This is a genomic window from Marseilla massiliensis, from assembly GCF_016899955.1.
GTDB classification, from domain to species: domain Bacteria; phylum Bacteroidota; class Bacteroidia; order Bacteroidales; family Bacteroidaceae; genus Prevotella; species Prevotella intestinigallinarum.
The window spans coordinates 1-20,805 of the sequence record NZ_JACJJL010000039.1; the positions used below are offsets into that span (position 1 = coordinate 1).

Sequence of the window (20,805 nt, forward strand, 5' to 3'; positions counted from 1 at the left end):
ATAGCGTTTTTTGATATTTTATTAATAATCAGCAGCTAAAATATGACACTTCGCATAATATAACACTTTGCATAATGGTGCTTATGCAAAGCTGAACATAAGCACCATTGTGTATATGCCAACGCATACTACCGCAAGGAGAACTCGCTGATATTATCGGCTACCATTGATGGGAAACGTATTGAAACTGTGGAGGTTGACTTGGAAAGATTATGCGTGGTACAAAGCCGTGGCTTATGCAACAAAAACACAGAATACCACGAGCGCATCGTCAACCTTGTAAACAGCAATATGAACTTGATTAGGAAGCAGATTAGTGCTTAATCACCATTGGGTAAGGTAAGGCATATCGGGAATATTCCCGGTGTGCCCTGCCTCCCTGCCTTCTCCTGTTACATCCCTTTTATAAAAGCCCATCCCACTTATATCCATCTTTGATACCCACGGCTTGCCCTATATCACAGGTATGACGGGCTGTGCCGCAGGCCATGCCGCTGTAAACGGCGGCGAGGCTTCTGCGGCATGGGCAAACGTGAACACACCCTTTCCTGCCGGCGTACAAGTCCGCTGTCAAGGAAATGGCGAGTTCCCCTTTAGTTTGCCCGGCAACCCGTCAGTTCTTTTTTTGCAAGCCGAGCCTGTTATATCCCTTTTATATTCCACTTAACATATACTGTTTTAGGGTAGTATATCTCCTTTTCTACCCTTTCATCTTTTTGTCATCCTGCCAATCGATGCCCTGCAGGTTATTTTGCTGCAAAATAAATGTGGCGTGGCTTGCCGTTGCAAACCGGCCTTGGCAGAAATCTTCCTTGGGGCTTCACTCCAAGCGTATTTCTGCCGTCCGATTTGCCGAAAAGCCATTCCGCCCCATTCCGGAGGCAGAAAAATAACCTACAAGAGCCATCGAAATATGGCCGATAGCAGGGGAAAGAACAAAATCTGTCAAATATGAAGAATATGAACTACAACAAATTGCAAGCATTGGCGGCGAACACAGCAGCTATCGAAACAGCCTATCGGGTGCGGAACGAGAAAAGGACGGCGACAGCAGCCGAACGTGAAACCCTCTCCCTGTATTCGGGATTTGGGGGCATCAAGGAAGTATTGGATTTAGGAACAAATGCCCCCATGTCCGACAAGATGAAACAGACTTTAGACCATCTTGTGTGCGTATTGCAAGCCATAGCACAAGACGACGAAACACTATACAGGGAGCTTGTGGATAGCATAAAGGCATCCGTCCTTACCGCTTTCTATACCCCGAAATTTCTCATAGAGGCGGTGACCGACCAAATACAAGCCACGTTCCAAGCCAACGGTTTGTTAATGAAATCCTTTCTTGAACCATCCGCAGGAATTGGTGGCTTCCTGCCAGTTTCTATGTCCGACACTTACAAGGCAGCGTTTGAAAAGGACTTGGCGACAGGGCTTGTGCTTTCAGCCTTGCACCCCGATGCAAGGGTGATTGTTGACGGCTTTGAAACCATTGGCGCACAGGAGTTGGAACACGGCTCATTCGATGTGATAGCGTCCAACATACCTTTCGGCACGATAAACGTGTTCGATGCGGACTTTGAACGCAGGGGAACGCCTTACAAACAATCCCTTAAAGCCATTCACAACTATTTCTTCATCAAGGCGATGGAACTGTTAAATGAGGGCGGCTTGCTGGCTTTCATCACGTCAAGGGGCGTGGCTGACAGCCCATCCAATCGCTTTGTGCGTGACTATCTGGTGCATCACGCCCATATCATCACCGCCCTGCGCTTGCCCGACACGCTTTTCATGCAGACCGGCGGCATCGAGGTAGGCAGCGACCTTATCATCTTGCAAAAGGACAGCCACAAGCAAAACCTCACCACAAGGGAACGCCTGTTCTTGGAAACGTGCAGGGAGCGCACATCGCAGGGGCTGGAAACAGAACACGCAAACAAGGCATTCTCCTTACCACAAAGCACGTTGTCCACAGGCACGGCCATCGGCACAAACCAATTCGGCAAGTTGGTGCGCAAGTACGAGTGGAACGGCACAGAAGAAGCCATACACCAACGGCTTGCCGAGATATTGAGAGCCAATTTCACCCACTATTTCAAGCCCTTCCTGTTTGGTGGGCAAAAGCAAGCGCAGCCGCAGCAGGGAGCGATGCTATCCCTCTTTGACCTTTTCGGGGAAGCCACGGCAGCGGCACAGTACAAGCCAAACACTGGCAAACGACCCTACACGGACGAAATGCCCGGTTGGATGAAAGACGGTGCATTGGTGCTGTTCGAGGGGCAACTTGGCACTATACAAAGCAGAAGAACCGACCGTTTTTCCGAAATGACCGCATGGTTTAACCCGATAAAAGTCAACGGTGCGGACATGGAACGGGCAAAGGACTACCTTCCCGTGCGAAAGGCTTACTTCGAGTTGTCGGAAAGCGAAGCGGAAACAAGGGAAGAACAACCCTTGCTCCGTGAACGGCTGAACAAGACATACGATGCGTTTGTGACCAAGTGGGGCAATTTCCACACGGACGGCAACAAAGAAATGATGACGCTTGACAGCTTGGGCTTTGAGGTGTATTCCATCGAAATGCAAGTGCGTGGCGAGGTGATGAAATCCGACATCATGCGCGAGCCTGTGGCTTTCAAGAAAATAGACACATCGGTACGCCTTGCCCCGATGGAAGCGTTGGCAAGCAGCTTGAACTATTACGGCAGGGTGGATATGGTTTACCTTGCGCAATCGACAGGATGCAGCGAGAGCGAGGTGATAGAGGCGTTGGAGGGCGAAATGTTCTACAACCCTGAAACCAGCGCATGGGAAGAAAAGGGGCGCATACTTGCAGGTAACGTGGTGGAGAAATGCAAAGCGTTCGCCGGACATATCCATAGCCTTGCAGGACAGGCAAGGGCTTGGACTGAAAAGACGGTAAGGGCGTTGGAAGAGGTCACGCCCGAACTGATACCTTATGAGGAGCTTGACTTCAACATGGGCGAGCGGTGGATTCCGACAGAAGTCTATGCCGACTTTGCCGAATACCTGTTTGATGTCAAGGTCGATGTGGTGTACTTTGACGTGAACGACACCTATGTTATTTCCTTACATGGATATTCCCCTGCCGCATACAACATCTATGCCTCGCACAGTTACACAGGCGAGAAACTGTTTGCCCATGCCCTGCATGACACCATACCCGAAATAAAAAAAGAGGTGATGCGTGGCGGTGAATGGGTGAAAGTACCCGATGAAGAAGCCATGCAGGAGGTGGCAACCAAGATACAGGAGATAAGGGGCAAGTTCAACGCTTGGCTTGACAGCCAGCCTATCGCCGTCCGTGACGAGTTGGTAAGGCTCTACAACGAGCGTTTCAACTGTTATGTGCGTCCGTCCTATGACGGTTCGGCGCAAACATTCCCCCGCCTTTCCTTTGCACAGTTCCCTTACGATGACTTATACCCCTCGCAGAAAGACGCCATCTGGATGATTAAGCAGAATGGCGGCGGTGTGTGCTGGCATGAGGTAGGCGCAGGTAAAACAATGGTGATGTGCGTGGCGGCATACGAAATGAAACGCTTGGGGTTGGTACAGAAGCCTTTGATAATAGGGCTGAAAGCCAACGTGCATGAAATAGCCGACTGTTTCCGCAAGGCTTACCCATCGGCAAAGTTGCTCTATCCCGGCAAGGAGGACTTCACCCCTGCCAACCGTGAGGAACTTTTCAGCAAAATCAAGAACAATAATTGGGACTGCATCATTCTGACGCATGACCAGTTCGCAAAGATACCGCAGTCGGAAGAAACAATGTTCGGCATCATGCAACAGGAACTTGACGATGTGGAACGCTCCTTGCAGGTGCTGGAAGAAAGCGGCATGGGGTGGCGCAACCGCCGTATGCAGAAAGCGTTGGAGAAGCGGCAAGAGAACCTGTCGGCAAACCTCCTGTCGTTGAAAACACGCATTGAGGAGAAGAAAGACGGAGGCATAGACTTTCATACGATGGGCATAGACCACATATTTGTAGATGAGTCGCACTACTTCAAGAACTTGATGTTCCAGACACGCCACACGAGGGTTGCGGGCATCGGCAACAACCAAGGTTCACAGCGTGCTATGAACCTGCTGATTGCCATCCGTGACATACAAGAACGCACAGGAAAGGACTTGGGGGCTACGTTCCTGTCGGGTACGGTGGTCGTAAATGCTTTGACCGAATTGTACGTGCTTTTCAAGTACCTGCGCCCGAAAGAGCTTGCCAAGCAGCGTGTGAGTTGCTTTGACGCATGGGCTGCTATATTTACTAAGAAAACGACTGACTACGAGTTGAACGTGACAGGTTCTATCAAACGCAAAGAGCGTTTCCGTACCTACATCAAAGTGCCGGAATTGACGGCTTTCCTGCGTGAAATCACGGATTACCGCACGGCAGAAATGATAAATCTTGATATCCCCGACAAGAACGTGCGTTTCCTTTCGGACAAACCGACCATGGAACAGGAGGCGATGATAGAACGGTTGGTACGTTTTGCCAACAGCGGTGAATGGTCGGATTTGGGCTTGGAAGCCCCTGCGCCCGAACACATGGACAAGGCAAAGATGCTGATTGCTACTAACGTGGCAAGGAAGATGGCGTTGGATATGCGTCTGTTGAGTGACCAGTTCTGCGATGACCCTGCCAACAAAGCCTCACGCTGCGCACAGACCATCTATGAGTATTATGTGAAATCAAACGCTCACCGTGGTACACAGTTCGTTTTCAGCGACCTTTCCACTTACAAGCCTAATGAGTGGAATGTTTGCCAAGACATCAAGGACAAGTTGGTTGCAATGGGTGTTCCGGCCAATGAGATACAATTCATCCAAACCGCCAAGACCGAAAAGGCAAGGAAGAAGATTTTTGAGGGCATGAACAACGGCACTATCCGTGTGCTGTTCGGTTCTACCTCCATGCTCGGCACAGGTGTGAATGCCCAACAGAGGGCAGTGGCGGTGCATCATTTGGAGGTACCCTGGAGGCCGGCCGATTTGGAGCAACGCAACGGTCGGGCGGTACGCAAAGGCAATACCGTGAAGCAGTGGGGCGGCAACGTGGTTGACATCATCATCTACGGCACGGAAAAGACCTTGGATGCCTACAAGTTCAACCTCTTGCGCAACAAGCAGCTTTTCATCAACCAAATCAACAACGGCACGATAGCCGTGCGCCGCATAGACGAGGACGGTATGGACGAGGACACAGGCATGAATTTTGCCGAGTTCGTGGCCATCCTTTCGGGCAACACCGACCTTTTGGACAAGGCGAAGCTCGACAACAAGATTATGCAGTTGGAAAAGGAACAGGCAGTTTGCAACAAGGAACGTTACCGTGCGGAACGTAAGGCGGAGAGCAACCGTCAAGAGATTGACAACTGCAAGCGCAACATCGGGCGCATGACAGAAGATTGGGAGTATTTCAACACCCGTAAGGAGGATTGCAGCATTGAGGTAAACGGCAATGCCCAACTGACAGCCGAAGAAACAGGACGAGCCTTGCATTCAATTTCAAGGAAACACCGTGGCGACTTTACGTCCGTTGGCAGTTACAATGGCTTACGGCTGTTGGTGCGCAGCGAGTACCGTCTTGACGGCAGCTTTGACCGCAACACGTTTTTCGTGGAGGGCAAGAGCGGCTTGAAATACAAGTGCGGCATGTCCGGCTCATTGCCACCAAGTTTTGCGGCGGCTGCGGTGTTCCCACAGACCACTTTGGAAAACATACCCAAGCTAATGGAACGCCAAGCCGAGCGGCAAAAACATTTGGAGGAAGAAATCACCACCTTGCGACAAGTGATGGCACGGCGTTGGAGCAAGGAAGAAGAACTGAAACGGCTCAAACAGGAGTGTAAGGAATTGGAGGAGCGCATCAACCGCACCCTTGAAGAAGCGGAACGCCCAACCGTACCGACACCAGGCACCGAGCCAGTGGCAGTACCGGCGGCATAGCCAACTTCATATTTGACACTTTCCCCTGCTTTGTTGAGAAACACGGCAGGGGATTTTCCCATTTGCCAGAGCTTGTCTTTGTTGGCAGCCCAAGCCGACGGGAGACAAGCTGCCCTATACCTATTATATATAGCTGCCCAAAGCAATTTATACCTGCGGTTTCCGCCACTTGTATTTTCCCTGCCTTTTATATGGACTTTGCCATCTTCCTTTATACCAAGCATATTCGGTTTCCCGACCCGGAATAATCAGCGGAAGCCTGTTCTTGCGCACGTCTGTCCATTGGACAGACCCACACAAGGAGGACAGACGGACGCACGTTGTCCTTGGCAGGCACACGGGAACTTCAGCCTTGCTGAAACAACCTCGTATGCCTGTCCCCCGCCCAACAAGCGTCCTCTTTTGTCTGCCTAGCAGGGTTTGTTTGACCCACCCAAGCCGGAATACTGTTATAGTCCAGTTTTATCGACGAATCCCTTTTACAAAACGCTCCACCTTTTATACTTGTCTGATGCCATTGCGGTTTCTGCACCTGCTTCGGATTATTTTCCTGCAAAACTAACAGGCCGTGTCCAATCCTTGCAAATCCGGCAAGCCGCCACGGGTGGTTGGTGGAAATCTTCCTTTCCGCTGCACTGAAAGCGTATTTCCACCACCGGATTTGCCGGTTGTCCTTTGCCCATTGACGGGGCAGAAAAATAACCCCGATGCAGGCTTGTAAGGAAGCCGAAGACAGGGAAAGAAGTTAAACCCTCAATATTAATGGCGATGGACAAAAACATAATAGGACAGGCGAACAAAATAATGGTGTGGCTGATGAAATACTATCCTGTACGCATCAAGAACGTGGGTGAGCAGCAAAAGGCTGACCGGCAGACCATTTGGGATTTCAAGGACGGACGGGCATACGAGCAAGTAGCCCAAATGACTGCCAGACACTTGCAAGAACTTTTCGGCAGTCGGATTACAAGCATCGTGTTTTCGTGTGTGCCAGCGTCCACGGCAGAAAAGAACGAACTGCGCTACAAGCGTTTTTCGGAAAGGGTATGCGAACTCACCCATGCCATCAACGGCTATCCCCATATGCAGGTGTCGGCAGGACGGTTGGCAGTACACGAACACCGAAAGGACGAAACCGAGGCTCGGACGGCACAAATGGCAGACTATGACACTGATTTCTTCAAGGGCAAAGATGTGTTGCTCTTTGACGACATCATCACCAAAGGCATATCCTATGCCACCACAGCCGACAACTTGGAAGCGTGTGGGGCAAACGTGTTGGGCGGTTTGTTCTTGGCAAAGACATTCTACAAGGTATGATGATGATACGGACAGACATTACAAAGACGGCAGCGTTCACAGGACACCGTTTTATCCGCTACAAGGACAGACAGCAGTTGAAAACCAATCTTGAAAGGGCAATCACGGGTTGCTACCATTCGGGCATCCGCCACTTCCTTTGCGGCATGGCGGCAGGCTTTGACATGCTTGCGGCTGAAACACTGTTGGCGATGAAAGCCGACTATCCCGACATCCGGCTGACAGCCGTCATTCCTTTCCGTGGGCAATCCTGCAAGTTCAACCCTGCGGACAAAGAGAGGTATCGTTCCATTCTTGGCAAGGCTGACGATATGGTATGCTTGAGCGAAACTTACTTTGACGGCTGTTTCCTTCGGCGTAACGACTATATGCTGGAGCGAGCTAGCCACATCATCGCCTACTACAATGGCGAGCCGAAAGGCGGCACGTTCTATACTTGCCGCAGGGCAAAGCGCATGAATTTGGAGATAACCAATTTATACTAACCCATTTAACCATACAAACGTATGATTACAGCGAATATTGAATTTGGCGGTGTGGAGTACCCATGCCGCATGGTGAAAGACAACCAAGGCGAATATCTGATTATAGGCAGCACAGCCCTGCTTGATGCTTTGCACCCCGGCAGTTTCGAGGACGAGAACGAGGGATTTGCCAGTAAGGAAGCATCGGACATCTACGATGAGATTTTTTTCTTCACCGATGAGCGTACCCTTGCCTTGCCCGACAAAGAGCTGGTGGAGGAGCTAAGGAGGGATAATCTCGAATGGTTCTGACAAAGAAAATCCATGTGGGAGAGGTCGGAGTACGGCCTCCCTGCATGGACTACCCAGCCCGGTTCCACTTATAGCACTTGCTTTACCCGGTTTTATCCCTGTTATACTTGCCTAATTCCCTTATCTTCTCATAGCCAACCACTGCTCCTTTTATACCTGTCTGCATGGCATTTCGCTCTTGTCCCTCACTGTTTGGCTTTCCGGCTGCGAATGTCGGGCATCGCGCTTGACCTGTCACGCTTTGAAATGGATTTCTTGCGGAATCTTCCTCCTGCGGAGCGTATTCGGCAAGAAAAAGCGTCAGGTGAAGCAGGACCGATGTCCGGACCAAGCATCCGTAAATCCCAAACAGGCTTCGGGGAAAGGAGCCGATGAAAGGGAAAAGTTTCACTTAAACATCTACGGATATGAACAAGAAATTTGACAACCTCAAAGAAACGAAAGAGTACCGCCTTGCCATGCAGGTGGAAAATGCGTTGAACGACTACGGCTTTGACTATGCAACCTTTGCCGCCTCCATCCCACTGATGCACCCGACTTTGCAGCAAAAACTCTATAAGCTATTGAAGGAGTGCCTGGTGGTGATAGCCGATGACAAAAGGCGGTATGATGACCGCAACCGTGCATCGCATGAGGAAGCAAAAGACATCGTGGCTTACTTGGAAGAGAACGGACATTATATCCCACACATCTAAAACATTGGACTATGGAAAAGAACGCTGTGTATCTGGTTTACACCTTGATTGAACAAAATGACTGCGTGTCAGACTGCCATGCCTTGTATGCCACCCTTGAACGTGCGAAAGCCGCCATGAATGTGGAGATAGAGGGAGCAATAGAGAATTTCGGCAAAGGCGAAGTGCTTCACGACCTTGAACGGCTGTATGAGTTCCGCACGGAGGACGGCTATGGGTTTACGGTAGGAATTGATGAAATGGTGCCGCTATGAACAGGAAAAGATACAATTACATTCGCAGGCTGGCGGAGAAAATTACCACCAGCCCCTCCAACAACATGGAGTTCTGTTATTATGGGCATTTGGTAAGCCTACAAAGTGGCACGACCGACTATGTGGATGTAACGGTTTACAACACGGCTGACCGTTATTCGGGCGAAACGGCTGATTTCAGCTTCGACTATTGGACGAAGGAGCTGGACATTGGGTACACGGAAAGCGACAGACTGTTTGACATCATAGTGCAAGCATTCTGGCGCATCTATGGCAAAAGGAGCGTCCATGTAATCATCGAGGAAGAAGAAAATTTTGACTAATCATAATAAAATTGAATATGGATAAAGATTTTGTATTGCAGATGGCGAATACCATCAAAGACCAACTGGTGGGCATGACCCCGTTGAATGTCATTCGTTCATGGGGCATCGAAAATTTTGTGGCAACGGAATACAAGGGCATGGCAGCCCTTAAATTCCATGTGCAAGGACGGTTGTTCAGTGGCAATGTCATCATCGCTTACAACGCATTGGACTACTACGAGGTTTATTTGCAGAACTATTCCGGCACAGAGTGCATCGGCGAGGAAGTGTATTTCGATGAACTTGGCCGTGTCATTGATGAAGCCATCGAGCGGGACAAGGACGAAGCCGAGTATCAACGGTTTCTTTGGAAGGAATGTTTTTCATAAACGGACAACTTATGATTACAAGAACATCTACGCCCCAATCCATCGGGGCTGTCCTTGACAGCATGAAGCACAACGCCCTGCAAGCCGTCAAGCAAACAATTCAAGAGGGGCAACTCCAATCCGTGCCATTGGGCGGTGATATCCGCATGGGTTGGACTGACGAAGACGGTCGCACACGCAGCAGAACGCTAACAGGGCTTAGCTTTGACGGAGAACGGTTGAAAGTACAAGTGGCAGACCATTCCCTGCCCTTTATCTTGGACGAACAGCAACTTCCATGCGGTAGCCACATTTGGCTGATGCAAGTGAACGATGCCGTCCGAAACACCTTGGCGCGGCAAAAGCAGACCGCTTGACTTTTCTGAGTGGATGGGATGCCAATGGGTGTCCCATCACACTTGCGCACAGTCCTTTTATAAAATCTTTTCTAACCCCTGTTTTAGTTGTCTTTCATCTTGTTTCGGGAACGTTTCAACTCCACTCCAGCATCCTTCAATACGCGGAAGATGGAACTGCGGCTTCGGAAACCGCTGGATTTCCAAATGTCCTCGATGGTATAGCCGCATTTGTACATGTTTACCACCAGTTTCTTCCTTTCCATTCGACCGTATGCAGCCTGTGAAAGCACTTTAATCCCTTTTGTCAGCCTGCCCGGTTTGGAAACCATCTTGCGCACGGCGTTGGCTTCTTCGGGCAGCTTGGCCACCATACTCAATACATCAGACACTTTGGTTTCCGGGAACAGTTCATTGCCTGAATCAATGCCGTCATGCAAGGAAACAAGGCGCACGGATTTTATCCGGCAGAGTTCCAAAAAGAATGACAACTGCCTTGCTCCCTTGACAACATGGGCGAATTTAGATATGACCAACGTGTCGCCTTTGCCAATGTTTGCCAAAAGTCTGTCCCACCCCAAGCGGTACGCTCCTTCAACCGGCTGTTCTTCCACGATGTTCTCACAGCCGAAATCCTCCATCCACTTCCTATCAGCCGCTCCCTCCGCATACTTGGGAAGATACGGCATGTAACCAATCTTAGCCATATAGTTTAAGTCCAAATTTAATTCTGACTGCAAAAGTATGATTTTTGCAGGATAAAACCTGCATCTCCAAGCTGAATTTCCAATTTAATTCTCTTTTCATATGTCACCTGTTTGGCTCTTTGTCCAGTTTGGGTGTTGCCTGTTTGTTGTGGCAAATGTCCGGGCCGATTATTTACGTTTGAATAGCTGTAATTCCATAAATTCCTGTTCTCGCAATCATTTCCTTTTTTATAGCACATTTTAGCCACTAACTGGCTGACAGACAAATACAAAAACCATACTTGGAGTATGATTTTCTAAGAATGGATAATGTTGTAGGAGAGATATGGTATTATGGCCTGCAAGGTATAATTTTGCACCGTCAAAATCAAATTTGCCAAGATGAAACGGATACTATCGGATGAACCAGCCACCAAATGGCCAACAAAATTTCTGCACTTTATGAGTGGAAAATGCCATGTCTTTCCGACTCTAAAAAATCATACTTTAATCTTCATTTTGTCTTTTATGGCAACATTGCTGGCAAGTTGCCAACCTGTTTCCAATGATTCCCCCAGTTCAATAGGCGATGCCTTGGTCTCTTATAACGAATTGTTCACGATAATCAAGTCAAAAAAGGCCTTGAACGTGGAAGAACTTATATCACTGGTACAGGAATGGCGCAAATTGAAGACTGCCGTTTCGGCAACCTTGGAAAATGACACGACTGCCCATGCCGATGCCAGGCATATTTCCATTGGGGATTCCATCAAATTTCAAATGTCTCGCTTGATTGACAGCCGAAAGTGGAGCTATTCCGACTACCTTGCCGTGGTGCGAGGATTGAATGACATAGAGATGGATTCAGTGTCTCAAAAGTTAGTGGCTTCCGTTCATCTGTTCTACCACGATGCCGGTACAGCCGCTCCTTTGAAAGGAAGCGCGAAAGAGGTCATCGGCAAATACAACCGATTGCTGGATGGCTCACTTGCTAAAGGCATCCGCACCAAGCATGATGCCATTGACTTCCTACGAAATGAGGATGTGGCTTTCCGCTCGTTTCTTCTCCATCTATCAACATTGAGCACTGGCAACATACCGCTTGACGATATTACAAAGAAAACGGGCGAGGTGATGCACGGAATTATCAGCCTGTCAGCCGATGAATATCCCGTGTTCGGTAAATCAGAAGTTGTCATACTGCTGGCGATGCGTAACAACAGACGGTTGTTGCAAAATGCGGAAGCCTGTCTGGAGAGTCTGCACCGTTTACATCGGGTTGATAACGGGCAGGCTACAGCCTACCTGTGGATGATTCTTCAACCGTGGATTTCATTGGACGGCTTTGCTTACGCACTCATGGACGAGGAACAGATGCGGACAATGGAAAAGCTTGCGGAAATGACACCCAAGGCTTTGGACAAATTGGAAGAGTCGGATCTCCCGCTGGATGCCGACGGGTTACCCGCGCTGCTGATCAAAACATTCATCTTGGGATATGAATAAATCTTGTCCCCAACGATTCCGAAACTAATCAAACATACTACGACTATATGCAGAAAGAACAAATTGACCGTTTTATAACGTTGGCATCCTTGCAGATGCCGGCGTTGGTTTCACAAAGCCTTTTCCAAGGGGCGGAGGTGTACGAGGATTACGCCTTGCTCACTTTCCGCCTGCCCAAAGTTTATCCCATCGAGGAACTTATCGACGAGCTGGAGGACCAGATGGAGCTGGAACTCCTTTACCACCATGTGCCGAGCAAAGACACCCCGTTCGGCCAGCGGTGCTGTGCTTACTCCAATCCCCGCTTCGGCCACATGCACAAGTTGAACGCGCAAGCCGACGACCGCATCGAGTGTGATACGCTCTATGTGACCCTCTACGATTCATTGGAAGTGATGGGCAGCGAACTCCGCGAGGAGCTTGCGAGAGTGGCGAATGGCGGCAAACTCCTGTACGCCGTCAAGGAAGAGGAACTGCTCAAAGACTTCATCTGCCTATGAAGGAAGTCCTGTACAGGCAACTCGCCGCCACCATCCATGAATGCCGCACTTGGGTGGACGTGCTGGATACAGACCGTGAGTGCAACTTCATGCTGCACTCCGGCGGAGGGCTGCACCCCGTCCGTTGCAGGGTGCTTTCCTTGGTGGCACGGACGGCACATGGCGCATACCCCAAAGGGCATGTGTGGGATATTCCCGAATACCGTCTTGACCGTGCGGTGAACTCGCTCAAACGGCGGCCGGGCTTCAAGGAACGCTGCAGGCTGGGCACGCTTTCCATGCAGGACGCGGAGGACATCATCCACCTCGCCTCGCACAAACTCATCAACTTGGAACTTGAACTGTAACCCTTAAACCACAAGATAATGATTATTCCAATCCTTTATATGCTTTACATCCTTGCATATGCCGCCGTGCCGTTTCTCTACAAGAGCAAACGCCCTGCCATGCTCCAGTTTTATTTGCGCATGGCTTGGAGGCGCAGCTTCCGCAGATGCTATACGCTAGGAATGCTCGCCACCCTCATGGTGTTCCACTTCTACCATCTGAATTTCTTTGGGAATGTCCATGAACTGGCCTTGTCATCCATTGCCTGTTTGGCCCTGTATTCCCACAAAAACACGGAACGGGCGTTTGACTTCCTGCAACGGAAGCATCACCTTTCCTGGGCGGCAATGGCAGCGGTAATCCTGCTCTTCGTACCGCATATGCTGCCCCTTGGCATTACGTTGGCCACAGTCGTATTCGGCACCGTGTTTTATCCCTCGCAGGTGGCTCGTAACACATTTCCTGACACGTTGGATGACTATTTGGAGTTTCCTCATAGCATTGTAGACACCTATTATAAATGGTCATAAGGAACTTAGGCTGTCGGAATCATTACTTACATGTAAGTCCTTCCCCTGCCATTCCATTTTTACTCAATTGAACAGAATAACGCTTAAAACAGCCCCAAGAATGAAAGAAGAAAAAGCGGCAAGATGCCGCATCCTAATTGACAGCGGATTGCTTGCATTCCTCAATCCCGAATCGAACGAGAAGCACTCGAAACTGGCGGCGTTCCGCAACTTGTTAGACCTCTCCACTAAGGACAAGAAAGAGTTCCCTGCCATCGCCAAGCCTTTGCCACAAGGGCAGGTGGCATTGACGGTCAGCGGGCTTGCCAAGCATTGGAACTGGCATCGTAACACGGTGCGCAAATTCCTCACCGAATTGGAATTATCGGAAGTCGCCAAGGTTACAGGACGCAGTGGGTATTTCATCCTCTCGATGACTTGTGTATTGCCAGAAGACGGACACATAAATACCCCTTTGTTGTCGGAGGAGGAACTGCTCTTGAACCGCTGGCTGTGTGGATACCTCACCATTGAAGAATGGGTGGAAATGCTTGTACACTTCATAACCGAAACTGACAAGCTGTTCGTAACCGAACCGACAGGCAAACGCTTCGACCGGCAAGCATCCACAGGCGAACGTCTGCATAAGCTGATAGCCCATACCATCCTCCACCGCACAGGCATCATTCCAGCCAACACACGGGTGAATGAAGCCCTTGAACGGCTGTTCATGGAAGAATGCGGCAAAGACCTTGCGTGTTTCCTTCAGCGGCTGACGCTTGCCGGACTGCGGCTCATTGAGGCTGAGACCCCACTGAAAGCGCAAGCCACTTGTAGCGGCGAAGAAACGGCCGACATCATTCTGCAGTATTATCTTCCCTTTATAACGCAAGAAAAGCCCCATAACGGACTTAAACCGCACGAGGGAACCAAGTCCACAGGTGGAACAGATAACCAAGTTTAAACGTCTTGCTTCCCCCGCGCTGAGTTTCGTCAAACCAAGTGCATGGTATCCCGACAGACGGGATGGGTATTAACGGAGGTCTTGACCTCCGACCCTGACGACAGGGCTTGCCCACGAAGACAGGCTCTGCCTGCGTAGCCTAATACGCACTTTGCCCTTAAAGGGGCAAAATGCAGGAACCGCCGGGGGCGGCAGCAAGCTGTAAAAAACGACCGGATTATATGGCAGAAAGCATCAAACAGGTATTTGACATCAGGCCCGGAAAGGGCATGAGCGATGGCCAGAGCAACGAGCACCAGCGCAACTGGACGGAAAGAGGTTGGGAATGGGCGACGAGGCACGGCAATTATGACCGCACCCGCGAACGGCTCAACTTTGAAATAGTCAAGGGCGGGAAAGTTGTGCCCGTGGATAAGTCCAAGTCTATCGGGCAACGCATGGCGGAATCCCTGCAATCCCGTGGCATCAAGGATCCCAACGAGGGACTCTCCGAGCCGGGGTTCCGCACTGTAGCCAACATCATCTTCGGCGGTTCGAGGGAGCGGATGCACCAGCTCGCCTTCGGCAACCAGAGAGTGAACTTCACGCACGGGGCGGACAACTCTCATATCTGTCGCAACAAGGACATAGAGCGTTGGGCGCAGGACGTGTACAGGTTTGCATGCGAACACTGGGGCGAAGATAACGTCGTCGGTTTCTATGTACACCTTGACGAGCTGAACCCCCATGTGCACTGCTCCGTGATACCGATGGATCCACGCGGCAGGATTTCCTACAACAAGGTTTTCGGAGGCAACAAATACGACTCCAAACAACGTTTCTATTTCTATCATGACGAGTTCGCCAAGGTGAACGAGAAGTGGGGCATGAAACGAGGCACGAGCATCGCCTTAAGCGGTGCGAAACACCGGACCACGGAGGAATACCGCCGTGCGTTGAGCGAGGAATGTACGACCCTGGAGGAACAGGTTGAGAACAACAGGAAGTTGCTCGGCGAGTTGCTTGCCGACATCCGTTTTGCCGAGAAACGGGTGAAAGGACTGGGCACGATGACCGTCAACTTAGAGGAGAAAAAGAAGCAGATGATTGCCGAGATGGAAGCCCTTGCGGAAAAATTGAAAGCGAGCCGTGGCGATTCGGAGGAATTGCGCAAGAAGATAAGCAAACTCGACCTTGACTTGCAGAAAGTGCTTGATAATCTCACCGACAAACACGGCAAATTGGAAGAAGCGAACAGACAACTTTCCGAACTTAGACAGATAGAGGAAGAAACACGTGAACGTGCGGTTGAATACCGGCGAGACCTCAAAGCTGCGACCTACGACTTGGAACATCAGGTGCGCTACCGGCTGGCCGATGCGCTGTTGGGCGACATACTGAACGAGTTCAAGTCATTGCTTCCAGCATTGGACGGCGAAGGACAAAATCTGTTCGACGGCACGCTGCTGAAAGATGTGGCCGAACGTGGCGAGGACATCTTCAAATGTGCCATCTACCTCTTTGCGAACTATGTGGACTTGGCCACGACATTTGCCGAAAGCCACGGCGGTGGAGGTGGTGACAATGACCTGCCTTGGGGACGGAAAGAGGACGAGGACGACCGGGCCTGGGCAAGACGCTGCCTGATACAGGCAAGCCGGATGATGAAGCCCAAAGGAGGCAAGAACGTCCGCAGGAAATGACAGGCCAAGAGACTTTTTGTCATCACTTATATCTGACTTATAGTATGATTGACAGTATGGTAAATCGCCGTGACTGAAATTCTTGTTAAGCGGGAGTTGAAAGAGGAAGAAAGCCTCTTTGCAGACGTGGCGAATCATTTCTTTTGTAAGTCGAAAACAAATATGCTGATAATATGATAAGAAGATTTTTATTGCTATCCGTATTGTCCCTGCCGCTCATGGCAAGGGCGTACAATGTTCCCATGACGGATACTATCCGATGGGAGATCCTACCACAATGGGAGGAATGGCTGAAACCGTTGGAGCCGATCTATTTGGAGAATGTCGTGGAGGTTTCTCCTTGGCGTGGAAACTGGTTCGTGAACGTGTCCGGCGGTGTGTCGGCTTTTGTCGGTTCGCCGCTTGGCTGCGGTGACATCTTTGACCGCACGAGACCAGCATTGTCCGTTTCTGCGGGCAAGTGGTTCACGCCTGCCATAGGTGTGAGAGCTGCCTTCCAAGGTTTGCAGTTCAAGGATGCCCTGTTTGAATCAAGAAACTTCCAGCATCTCCATGCCGACTTGATGTGGAATGTATTGTCGGGCCTCTCATGTCCCAAAGAGGATTTCCGTTGGGACTTGGTTCCTTACGTCGGCTTGGGTATCCTGCATAATGACGAACTCGACCGGCAACCCTTTGCCGTTTCTTACGGGGTGCAAGGACGATACCGTCTGACCGACCACCTGCACCTCACCGCTGAACTTGGTTGCGCCACCACCTTCAAGGACTTTGACGGCATGGGCGCAGGCAACAGGTGGGGCGACCGTATGTTGTCGCTGACCGCCGGATTCTCTTACACAATCGGCAAGAGAGGTTGGAAGCGCGTGGTTAATGCCTCCCCTTACATCAAGCGTAACGAGCGGTTAACCGATTATGTCCACAGCTTGCGCGGTGAGAATGAACGGTTCAGGCAGAAGAATGGCATGAGCATCCGCATCATTGCCGAATTGGAGAAGATATTGAAGTTGGAAGGACTGCTTGACAAGTATGCGGACAGGCTTTCTTCGATAAAAGATAGACGTGATGGCAAAGGCTTGTCTACCGGCTATCCCAAGAATGATTACAGCGGATTGAACTCGCTTCGTGCAAGGCTGCGCGATGCCCAAGCAGACATGGACACACATAAAGGCGACAGCACTTTTATCCACAGCAAGGACACAGTTTATATGGCATACGGCGAGGTTTCCAATTATAGAAGTGATGGTTCGTTTCAAGGCAACGATTCCATTGTTTCATCCTTGCCTGTGGACGGTAGATATATCGGCCCGCCCATCTATTTCTTCTTCGTGCTGGACACCGACAGGCTTACTGACTATTCGCAGTTGGTCAATTTGGACGGCATCGCCCGGATTGCCCAAAAGCACGGGCTGCGCGTCCAAATCATCGGTGCGGCAGACAGTGCGACAGGCAACGATGCCATCAACAACGGCTTGTCTCAAAGACGTGCCGCATACATGGCCGGACAGTTGCGAAAGCGTGGCGTGGATGCCGACAGGATAGAAACTGTTTCAGCCGGTGGTATCGACGATTACAAGCCCGTAGAAGCCAACCGCAATGCTTGTGTAAGGCTGTTGTTTCCTGTAACGAACACGACTGATTAGGTTTTTGTTTTGTTCTATTCTTGACAGGGGGATTCACGATCAAATCGAACCACTGTTTTAAGGGCAGGCCGGCTTGTGAAAGTCGGCCTGTTCTATATCCGCAAGTCAAATTCCGACAAGTCGTCGCTGCATGGTTTGTCGCTCTCCGGATCTAACGGCAAGACTTCCTTTTTTACCACTACATACTTCCCATTCCTTTTGCCATACCACAAGTTAATCATGCTGTTCACATAAATAATCGTCCTGTCAGGCGTCTAATCAATGTCTTCCGACTCTTCATCATAGATACCCGTTTACGACGTTGGTATGGATGATCAAGGATTGGCAGAACTATTTTTGTGCTTCGCTTAGGTATGGGTTGTACCTTGACTGGAAGTAATAGTCCGTGAATACGCATGGGATTTTCTTCCTTTTGAACACTTTTGGGTGGCTGATGGTCGGCAGCAAACCTCGCAACGGTGATGGGGAAAATCTACCTCGCTTCCTGATTGCCCGCCAACACAGCCTTGCGGCTGAACTCCCTGCGCAGTTCCAAAGTAGGCTCATATTGGGCGGCGGCACAATAGGCTTCGCCCAGCTTTCTTCTCCAATACCATGTAAGTGACAGTATCAGAATGAGCAACACTATGATGATAAACCGTTCCATATACTCTTATTTGCCTGCATAAATGACTGCAAAAATAATAAAACCGATATTTTGTGGAACGGGTTTTCAAGAAAATGTCAAATCAACACTTCCACTTTGCCATCCTTTTATATACAGACAGTCATCCGATTATACAGACTTTTTACCACTCGCGCCATACCCTTGCCGCCGGGCGTATTTTCGGGTGCGAAGTTCAGTCGCCCGCTGTTGATGCCGAAAACTTTTGGGACAAAGGCTGTACTAAGCGGTTGTTCCCGATGACAGGAATCTTCCTTTCTCCTTTGTCCAAAGCGTATTCCTGCCAAAAAGTTTGCGTCATAGGCGGACGGCTCATCCTGCACCGAAAAATAACTTCCTCCGGGCAAGGGCAAACAGCCCGAAAGCAGGGGAAACAAAAACATTCTCATTATGAAATTTACAGTATCATCAACCGCAATGGCAAACAAACTGGCTACAATGGCCAAAGTAATGAACAACAAACCGGCACTGCCCATCCTTTCCACGTTCTTGCTGGAAGTGAAAGAGGACGCACCGCTGGAAGTGACCGCCTCCGACCTGGAATGTGTATGGCACGGCTCGCTGGATATCACAGGACAGGAGGGAGCAGGCAAAGTGTGCATCACGGCATCCACCTTGTTGGACGCAGTGAGGAACCTGCCCGAACAACCGATTACCTTTACCATTGACGATAAGGACAAAAGTGTGACCATCCACTATTTGAACGGGCATTACGGCATGGCAGGGTTTGGCAGCGATGAATATCCCATGATGCAAAACGAGAGTGACATTCGTTTCGACATGGACGCAGCCACATTGTGCAATTCCATTGACCAATCGCTCTTTGCCGTTTCTTACGATGCCTTGCGCCCCGTGATGACAGGGATAAACTACACTATTTCCGATGGTAAGTTGGAGTGTGCCGCATCCGATGGGCATAAGTTGGTGCGCAACACCTATCCCTTGGCAGGAAATGCGGATGATTGCCGTTTCGTCTTGTCGGCTAAGGCAGCAAAGATTGTCAAGTTGTTGTTGCATAAAAAGGAGGGTAGCGTGGAAGTGGAATACAACGGGCGGAACATTGTGTTCAAGACCGACACGGACAGTTTCAGCACACGGCTGATAGAGGGAACATACCCCAACTACAATGCCATTGTTCCCACCAACAGCAACAAGGAAGCTACCATCGACCGCCAAGCCCTGTTGTCTGCCATCCGTCGCGTAGGCGTATTCGCGGAAAGGACGAGCCGCCAGCTTGTGTTGTCCTTTTCGGGCATGGCCTTGCTCCTCACAGGGCATGATTTTGACAATGCCACATCGGCCGAAGAAACCGTGTTCTGTACTTACCAAGGCGATGAAGTCCATATCGCTTTCCACGCAGAGAACCTCAAGATGATATTGGAGAACATGGATACAGCCGAAGTGCGTTTCCTCATGAGCGAAGCCTGCCGTGCCGCCATCATCGAACCCGTTTCAAGCGATGTGCAGTCGGAACACTTGGCTCTGCTGATGCCGATGATGTTGCCTGAGTGAACGACAAAAGGTATAGGGTGTTCCTAACGCCATGTACCCCATCCAAACATAATGTATAACTAAAATCATTTACAATCATGCCTAATTGGTGTTCAACAGCCCTCGTATTCGAGGGTGACAAGCAAGAAATCAAGACCCTTTACCAAACGATGAAAAAGTTGGAAAGGCGCAAAACTCCATTGGTTGAAAACGGTTTTGGCACAAACTGGTTGGGTTGCCTTGTCGAAGCCTTGGGCGGCAAGTGGGAGAATACCTATTGCCGTGGGTCATGGATGTCCTTGCAATGCCAGGGGAATGTCTTGCGCATGGAAACGGAAACCGCATGGGCGCCCTGCATCGAGACCTACGACTTCATCTGCGAGAAGTTCCCCTCCTTGACTTACTATTACATTTCCGAAGAACCGATGATGGACTTTTACGAGACCAACGACAGCGAGGGCCGCTATTTCAAGGACAGGTACGCCGTGGATGCGCACTTTCCCGATGACGGGTACGTGACCGAATATTTCCCCTGCTTGGAGAAAACCCTTGACTGGGTGTCGAGAATGTGCGGTTGCGCCATCTGCTCCGAAAAGGACTTGGGCGACCTCAACCGACAGTGGAAATCGGCAGGGACGGACAATTACTGCTACCTGTACCAATACAATGTGGTGTGATGAGCCGCAAGGACAGCTTATGGGAAGCCCTGCCGATTTCCCATTATGCAAAGTGTTATATTATGCGAAGTGTCATATTTTAGCTGCTGATTATTAATAAAATATCAAAAAACGCTAT

20 protein-coding genes and 1 pseudogene are annotated in these 20,805 nt (G+C 50.1%); 19 read left to right on the forward strand and 2 right to left on the reverse strand.

Annotated elements, in window-relative coordinates; genetic code table 11:
- Nucleotides 1–102: 102 nt before the first annotated feature.
- The 10 genes and pseudogenes from H6B30_RS14835 to H6B30_RS14880 all read left to right on the forward strand — a co-directional run.
- Nucleotides 103–324 (forward strand): annotated as a pseudogene (locus tag H6B30_RS14835) (PcfJ domain-containing protein); the annotation flags it as partial.
- A gap of 636 nt (nucleotides 325–960) precedes the next feature.
- Entirely contained in the window at nucleotides 961–5,967 is a 5,007-nt protein-coding gene (locus H6B30_RS14840) for a helicase-like domain-containing protein (RefSeq protein WP_205111975.1), read from the forward strand.
- A 756-nt stretch (nucleotides 5,968–6,723) separates the two neighbouring features.
- A complete protein-coding gene (locus H6B30_RS14845) occupies nucleotides 6,724–7,287 on the forward strand; it encodes a ribonucleotide-diphosphate reductase subunit alpha (RefSeq protein WP_439116973.1) in 564 nt (187 codons plus the stop codon).
- A complete protein-coding gene (locus tag H6B30_RS14850; protein WP_205111979.1) occupies nucleotides 7,284–7,772 on the forward strand; it encodes an SLOG family protein in 489 nt (162 codons plus the stop codon). The genes H6B30_RS14845 and H6B30_RS14850 overlap by 4 nt, the downstream gene beginning before the upstream one ends.
- Nucleotides 7,773–7,793: 21 nt before the next feature.
- Nucleotides 7,794–8,063, forward strand: a complete 270-nt coding sequence (locus tag H6B30_RS14855; protein WP_205111981.1) for a hypothetical protein — start codon at nucleotides 7,794–7,796, stop codon at nucleotides 8,061–8,063.
- Between the two features lie 407 nt (nucleotides 8,064–8,470).
- A complete protein-coding gene (locus tag H6B30_RS14860; protein ID WP_018667469.1) occupies nucleotides 8,471–8,758 on the forward strand; it encodes a hypothetical protein in 288 nt (95 codons plus the stop codon).
- An 11-nt stretch (nucleotides 8,759–8,769) separates the two neighbouring features.
- A complete protein-coding gene (locus tag H6B30_RS14865) occupies nucleotides 8,770–9,012 on the forward strand; it encodes a hypothetical protein (protein ID WP_087249281.1) in 243 nt (80 codons plus the stop codon).
- Entirely contained in the window at nucleotides 9,009–9,335 is a 327-nt protein-coding gene (locus tag H6B30_RS14870) for a hypothetical protein (protein WP_087249279.1), read from the forward strand. The genes H6B30_RS14865 and H6B30_RS14870 overlap by 4 nt, the downstream gene beginning before the upstream one ends.
- A gap of 17 nt (nucleotides 9,336–9,352) precedes the next feature.
- Nucleotides 9,353–9,706: a hypothetical protein gene (locus tag H6B30_RS14875; RefSeq protein ID WP_205111983.1), complete on the forward strand. Its 354-nt coding sequence runs from the start codon at nucleotides 9,353–9,355 to the stop codon at nucleotides 9,704–9,706.
- An 11-nt stretch (nucleotides 9,707–9,717) separates the two neighbouring features.
- Nucleotides 9,718–10,062 carry a hypothetical protein gene (locus tag H6B30_RS14880; RefSeq protein ID WP_140406908.1) on the forward strand — a complete coding sequence of 115 codons (345 nt, stop codon included), beginning with the start codon at nucleotides 9,718–9,720 and terminating at the stop codon, nucleotides 10,060–10,062.
- Between the two features lie 83 nt (nucleotides 10,063–10,145).
- Here H6B30_RS14880 and H6B30_RS14885 read toward each other — a convergent pair whose 3' ends face one another.
- The gene (locus H6B30_RS14885) at nucleotides 10,146–10,748 is read right to left on the reverse strand and encodes a recombinase family protein (protein WP_087249293.1); all 603 of its coding nucleotides are present in this window, start codon (nucleotides 10,746–10,748) and stop codon (nucleotides 10,146–10,148) included.
- A 381-nt stretch (nucleotides 10,749–11,129) separates the two neighbouring features.
- On the opposite strand from H6B30_RS14885, the gene H6B30_RS14890 reads away from it, so the two are divergent.
- The 7 genes from H6B30_RS14890 to H6B30_RS14920 all read left to right on the forward strand — a co-directional run bounded on the left by H6B30_RS14890 (nucleotide 11,130) and on the right by H6B30_RS14920 (nucleotide 17,855).
- Complete coding sequence (locus H6B30_RS14890; protein WP_239484149.1) at nucleotides 11,130–12,233, forward strand: hypothetical protein; 1,104 nt, start codon at nucleotides 11,130–11,132, stop codon at nucleotides 12,231–12,233.
- A gap of 47 nt (nucleotides 12,234–12,280) precedes the next feature.
- Nucleotides 12,281–12,733 carry a hypothetical protein gene (locus H6B30_RS14895; protein WP_205111985.1) on the forward strand — a complete coding sequence of 151 codons (453 nt, stop codon included), beginning with the start codon at nucleotides 12,281–12,283 and terminating at the stop codon, nucleotides 12,731–12,733.
- Nucleotides 12,730–13,080, forward strand: a complete 351-nt coding sequence (locus tag H6B30_RS14900) for a hypothetical protein (protein WP_087249267.1) — start codon at nucleotides 12,730–12,732, stop codon at nucleotides 13,078–13,080. The genes H6B30_RS14895 and H6B30_RS14900 overlap by 4 nt, the downstream gene beginning before the upstream one ends.
- A gap of 18 nt (nucleotides 13,081–13,098) precedes the next feature.
- Nucleotides 13,099–13,590, forward strand: a complete 492-nt coding sequence (locus tag H6B30_RS14905; RefSeq protein WP_087249265.1) for a hypothetical protein — start codon at nucleotides 13,099–13,101, stop codon at nucleotides 13,588–13,590.
- A 100-nt stretch (nucleotides 13,591–13,690) separates the two neighbouring features.
- The gene (locus H6B30_RS14910; protein WP_205111987.1) at nucleotides 13,691–14,533 is read left to right on the forward strand and encodes a hypothetical protein; all 843 of its coding nucleotides are present in this window, start codon (nucleotides 13,691–13,693) and stop codon (nucleotides 14,531–14,533) included.
- Between the two features lie 221 nt (nucleotides 14,534–14,754).
- Nucleotides 14,755–16,215 carry a MobV family relaxase gene (gene mobV / locus H6B30_RS14915; RefSeq protein ID WP_205111989.1) on the forward strand — a complete coding sequence of 487 codons (1,461 nt, stop codon included), beginning with the start codon at nucleotides 14,755–14,757 and terminating at the stop codon, nucleotides 16,213–16,215.
- 173 nt (nucleotides 16,216–16,388) lie between these two features.
- Nucleotides 16,389–17,855 carry an OmpA family protein gene (locus H6B30_RS14920; RefSeq protein ID WP_205111991.1) on the forward strand — a complete coding sequence of 489 codons (1,467 nt, stop codon included), beginning with the start codon at nucleotides 16,389–16,391 and terminating at the stop codon, nucleotides 17,853–17,855.
- A 472-nt stretch (nucleotides 17,856–18,327) separates the two neighbouring features.
- Here H6B30_RS14920 and H6B30_RS14925 read toward each other — a convergent pair whose 3' ends face one another.
- A complete protein-coding gene (locus tag H6B30_RS14925; protein WP_162614389.1) occupies nucleotides 18,328–18,501 on the reverse strand; it encodes a hypothetical protein in 174 nt (57 codons plus the stop codon).
- 408 nt (nucleotides 18,502–18,909) lie between these two features.
- On the opposite strand from H6B30_RS14925, the gene dnaN reads away from it, so the two are divergent.
- Together dnaN and H6B30_RS14935 are read left to right on the forward strand one after the other, a co-directional pair.
- Nucleotides 18,910–20,031: a DNA polymerase III subunit beta gene (dnaN, locus tag H6B30_RS14930; protein ID WP_205111993.1), complete on the forward strand. Its 1,122-nt coding sequence runs from the start codon at nucleotides 18,910–18,912 to the stop codon at nucleotides 20,029–20,031.
- A gap of 77 nt (nucleotides 20,032–20,108) precedes the next feature.
- On the forward strand, nucleotides 20,109–20,687 hold the full coding sequence (locus tag H6B30_RS14935) for a hypothetical protein (RefSeq protein WP_087249255.1): 579 nt from the start codon (nucleotides 20,109–20,111) through the stop codon (nucleotides 20,685–20,687).
- Nucleotides 20,688–20,805 lie beyond the last annotated feature (118 nt).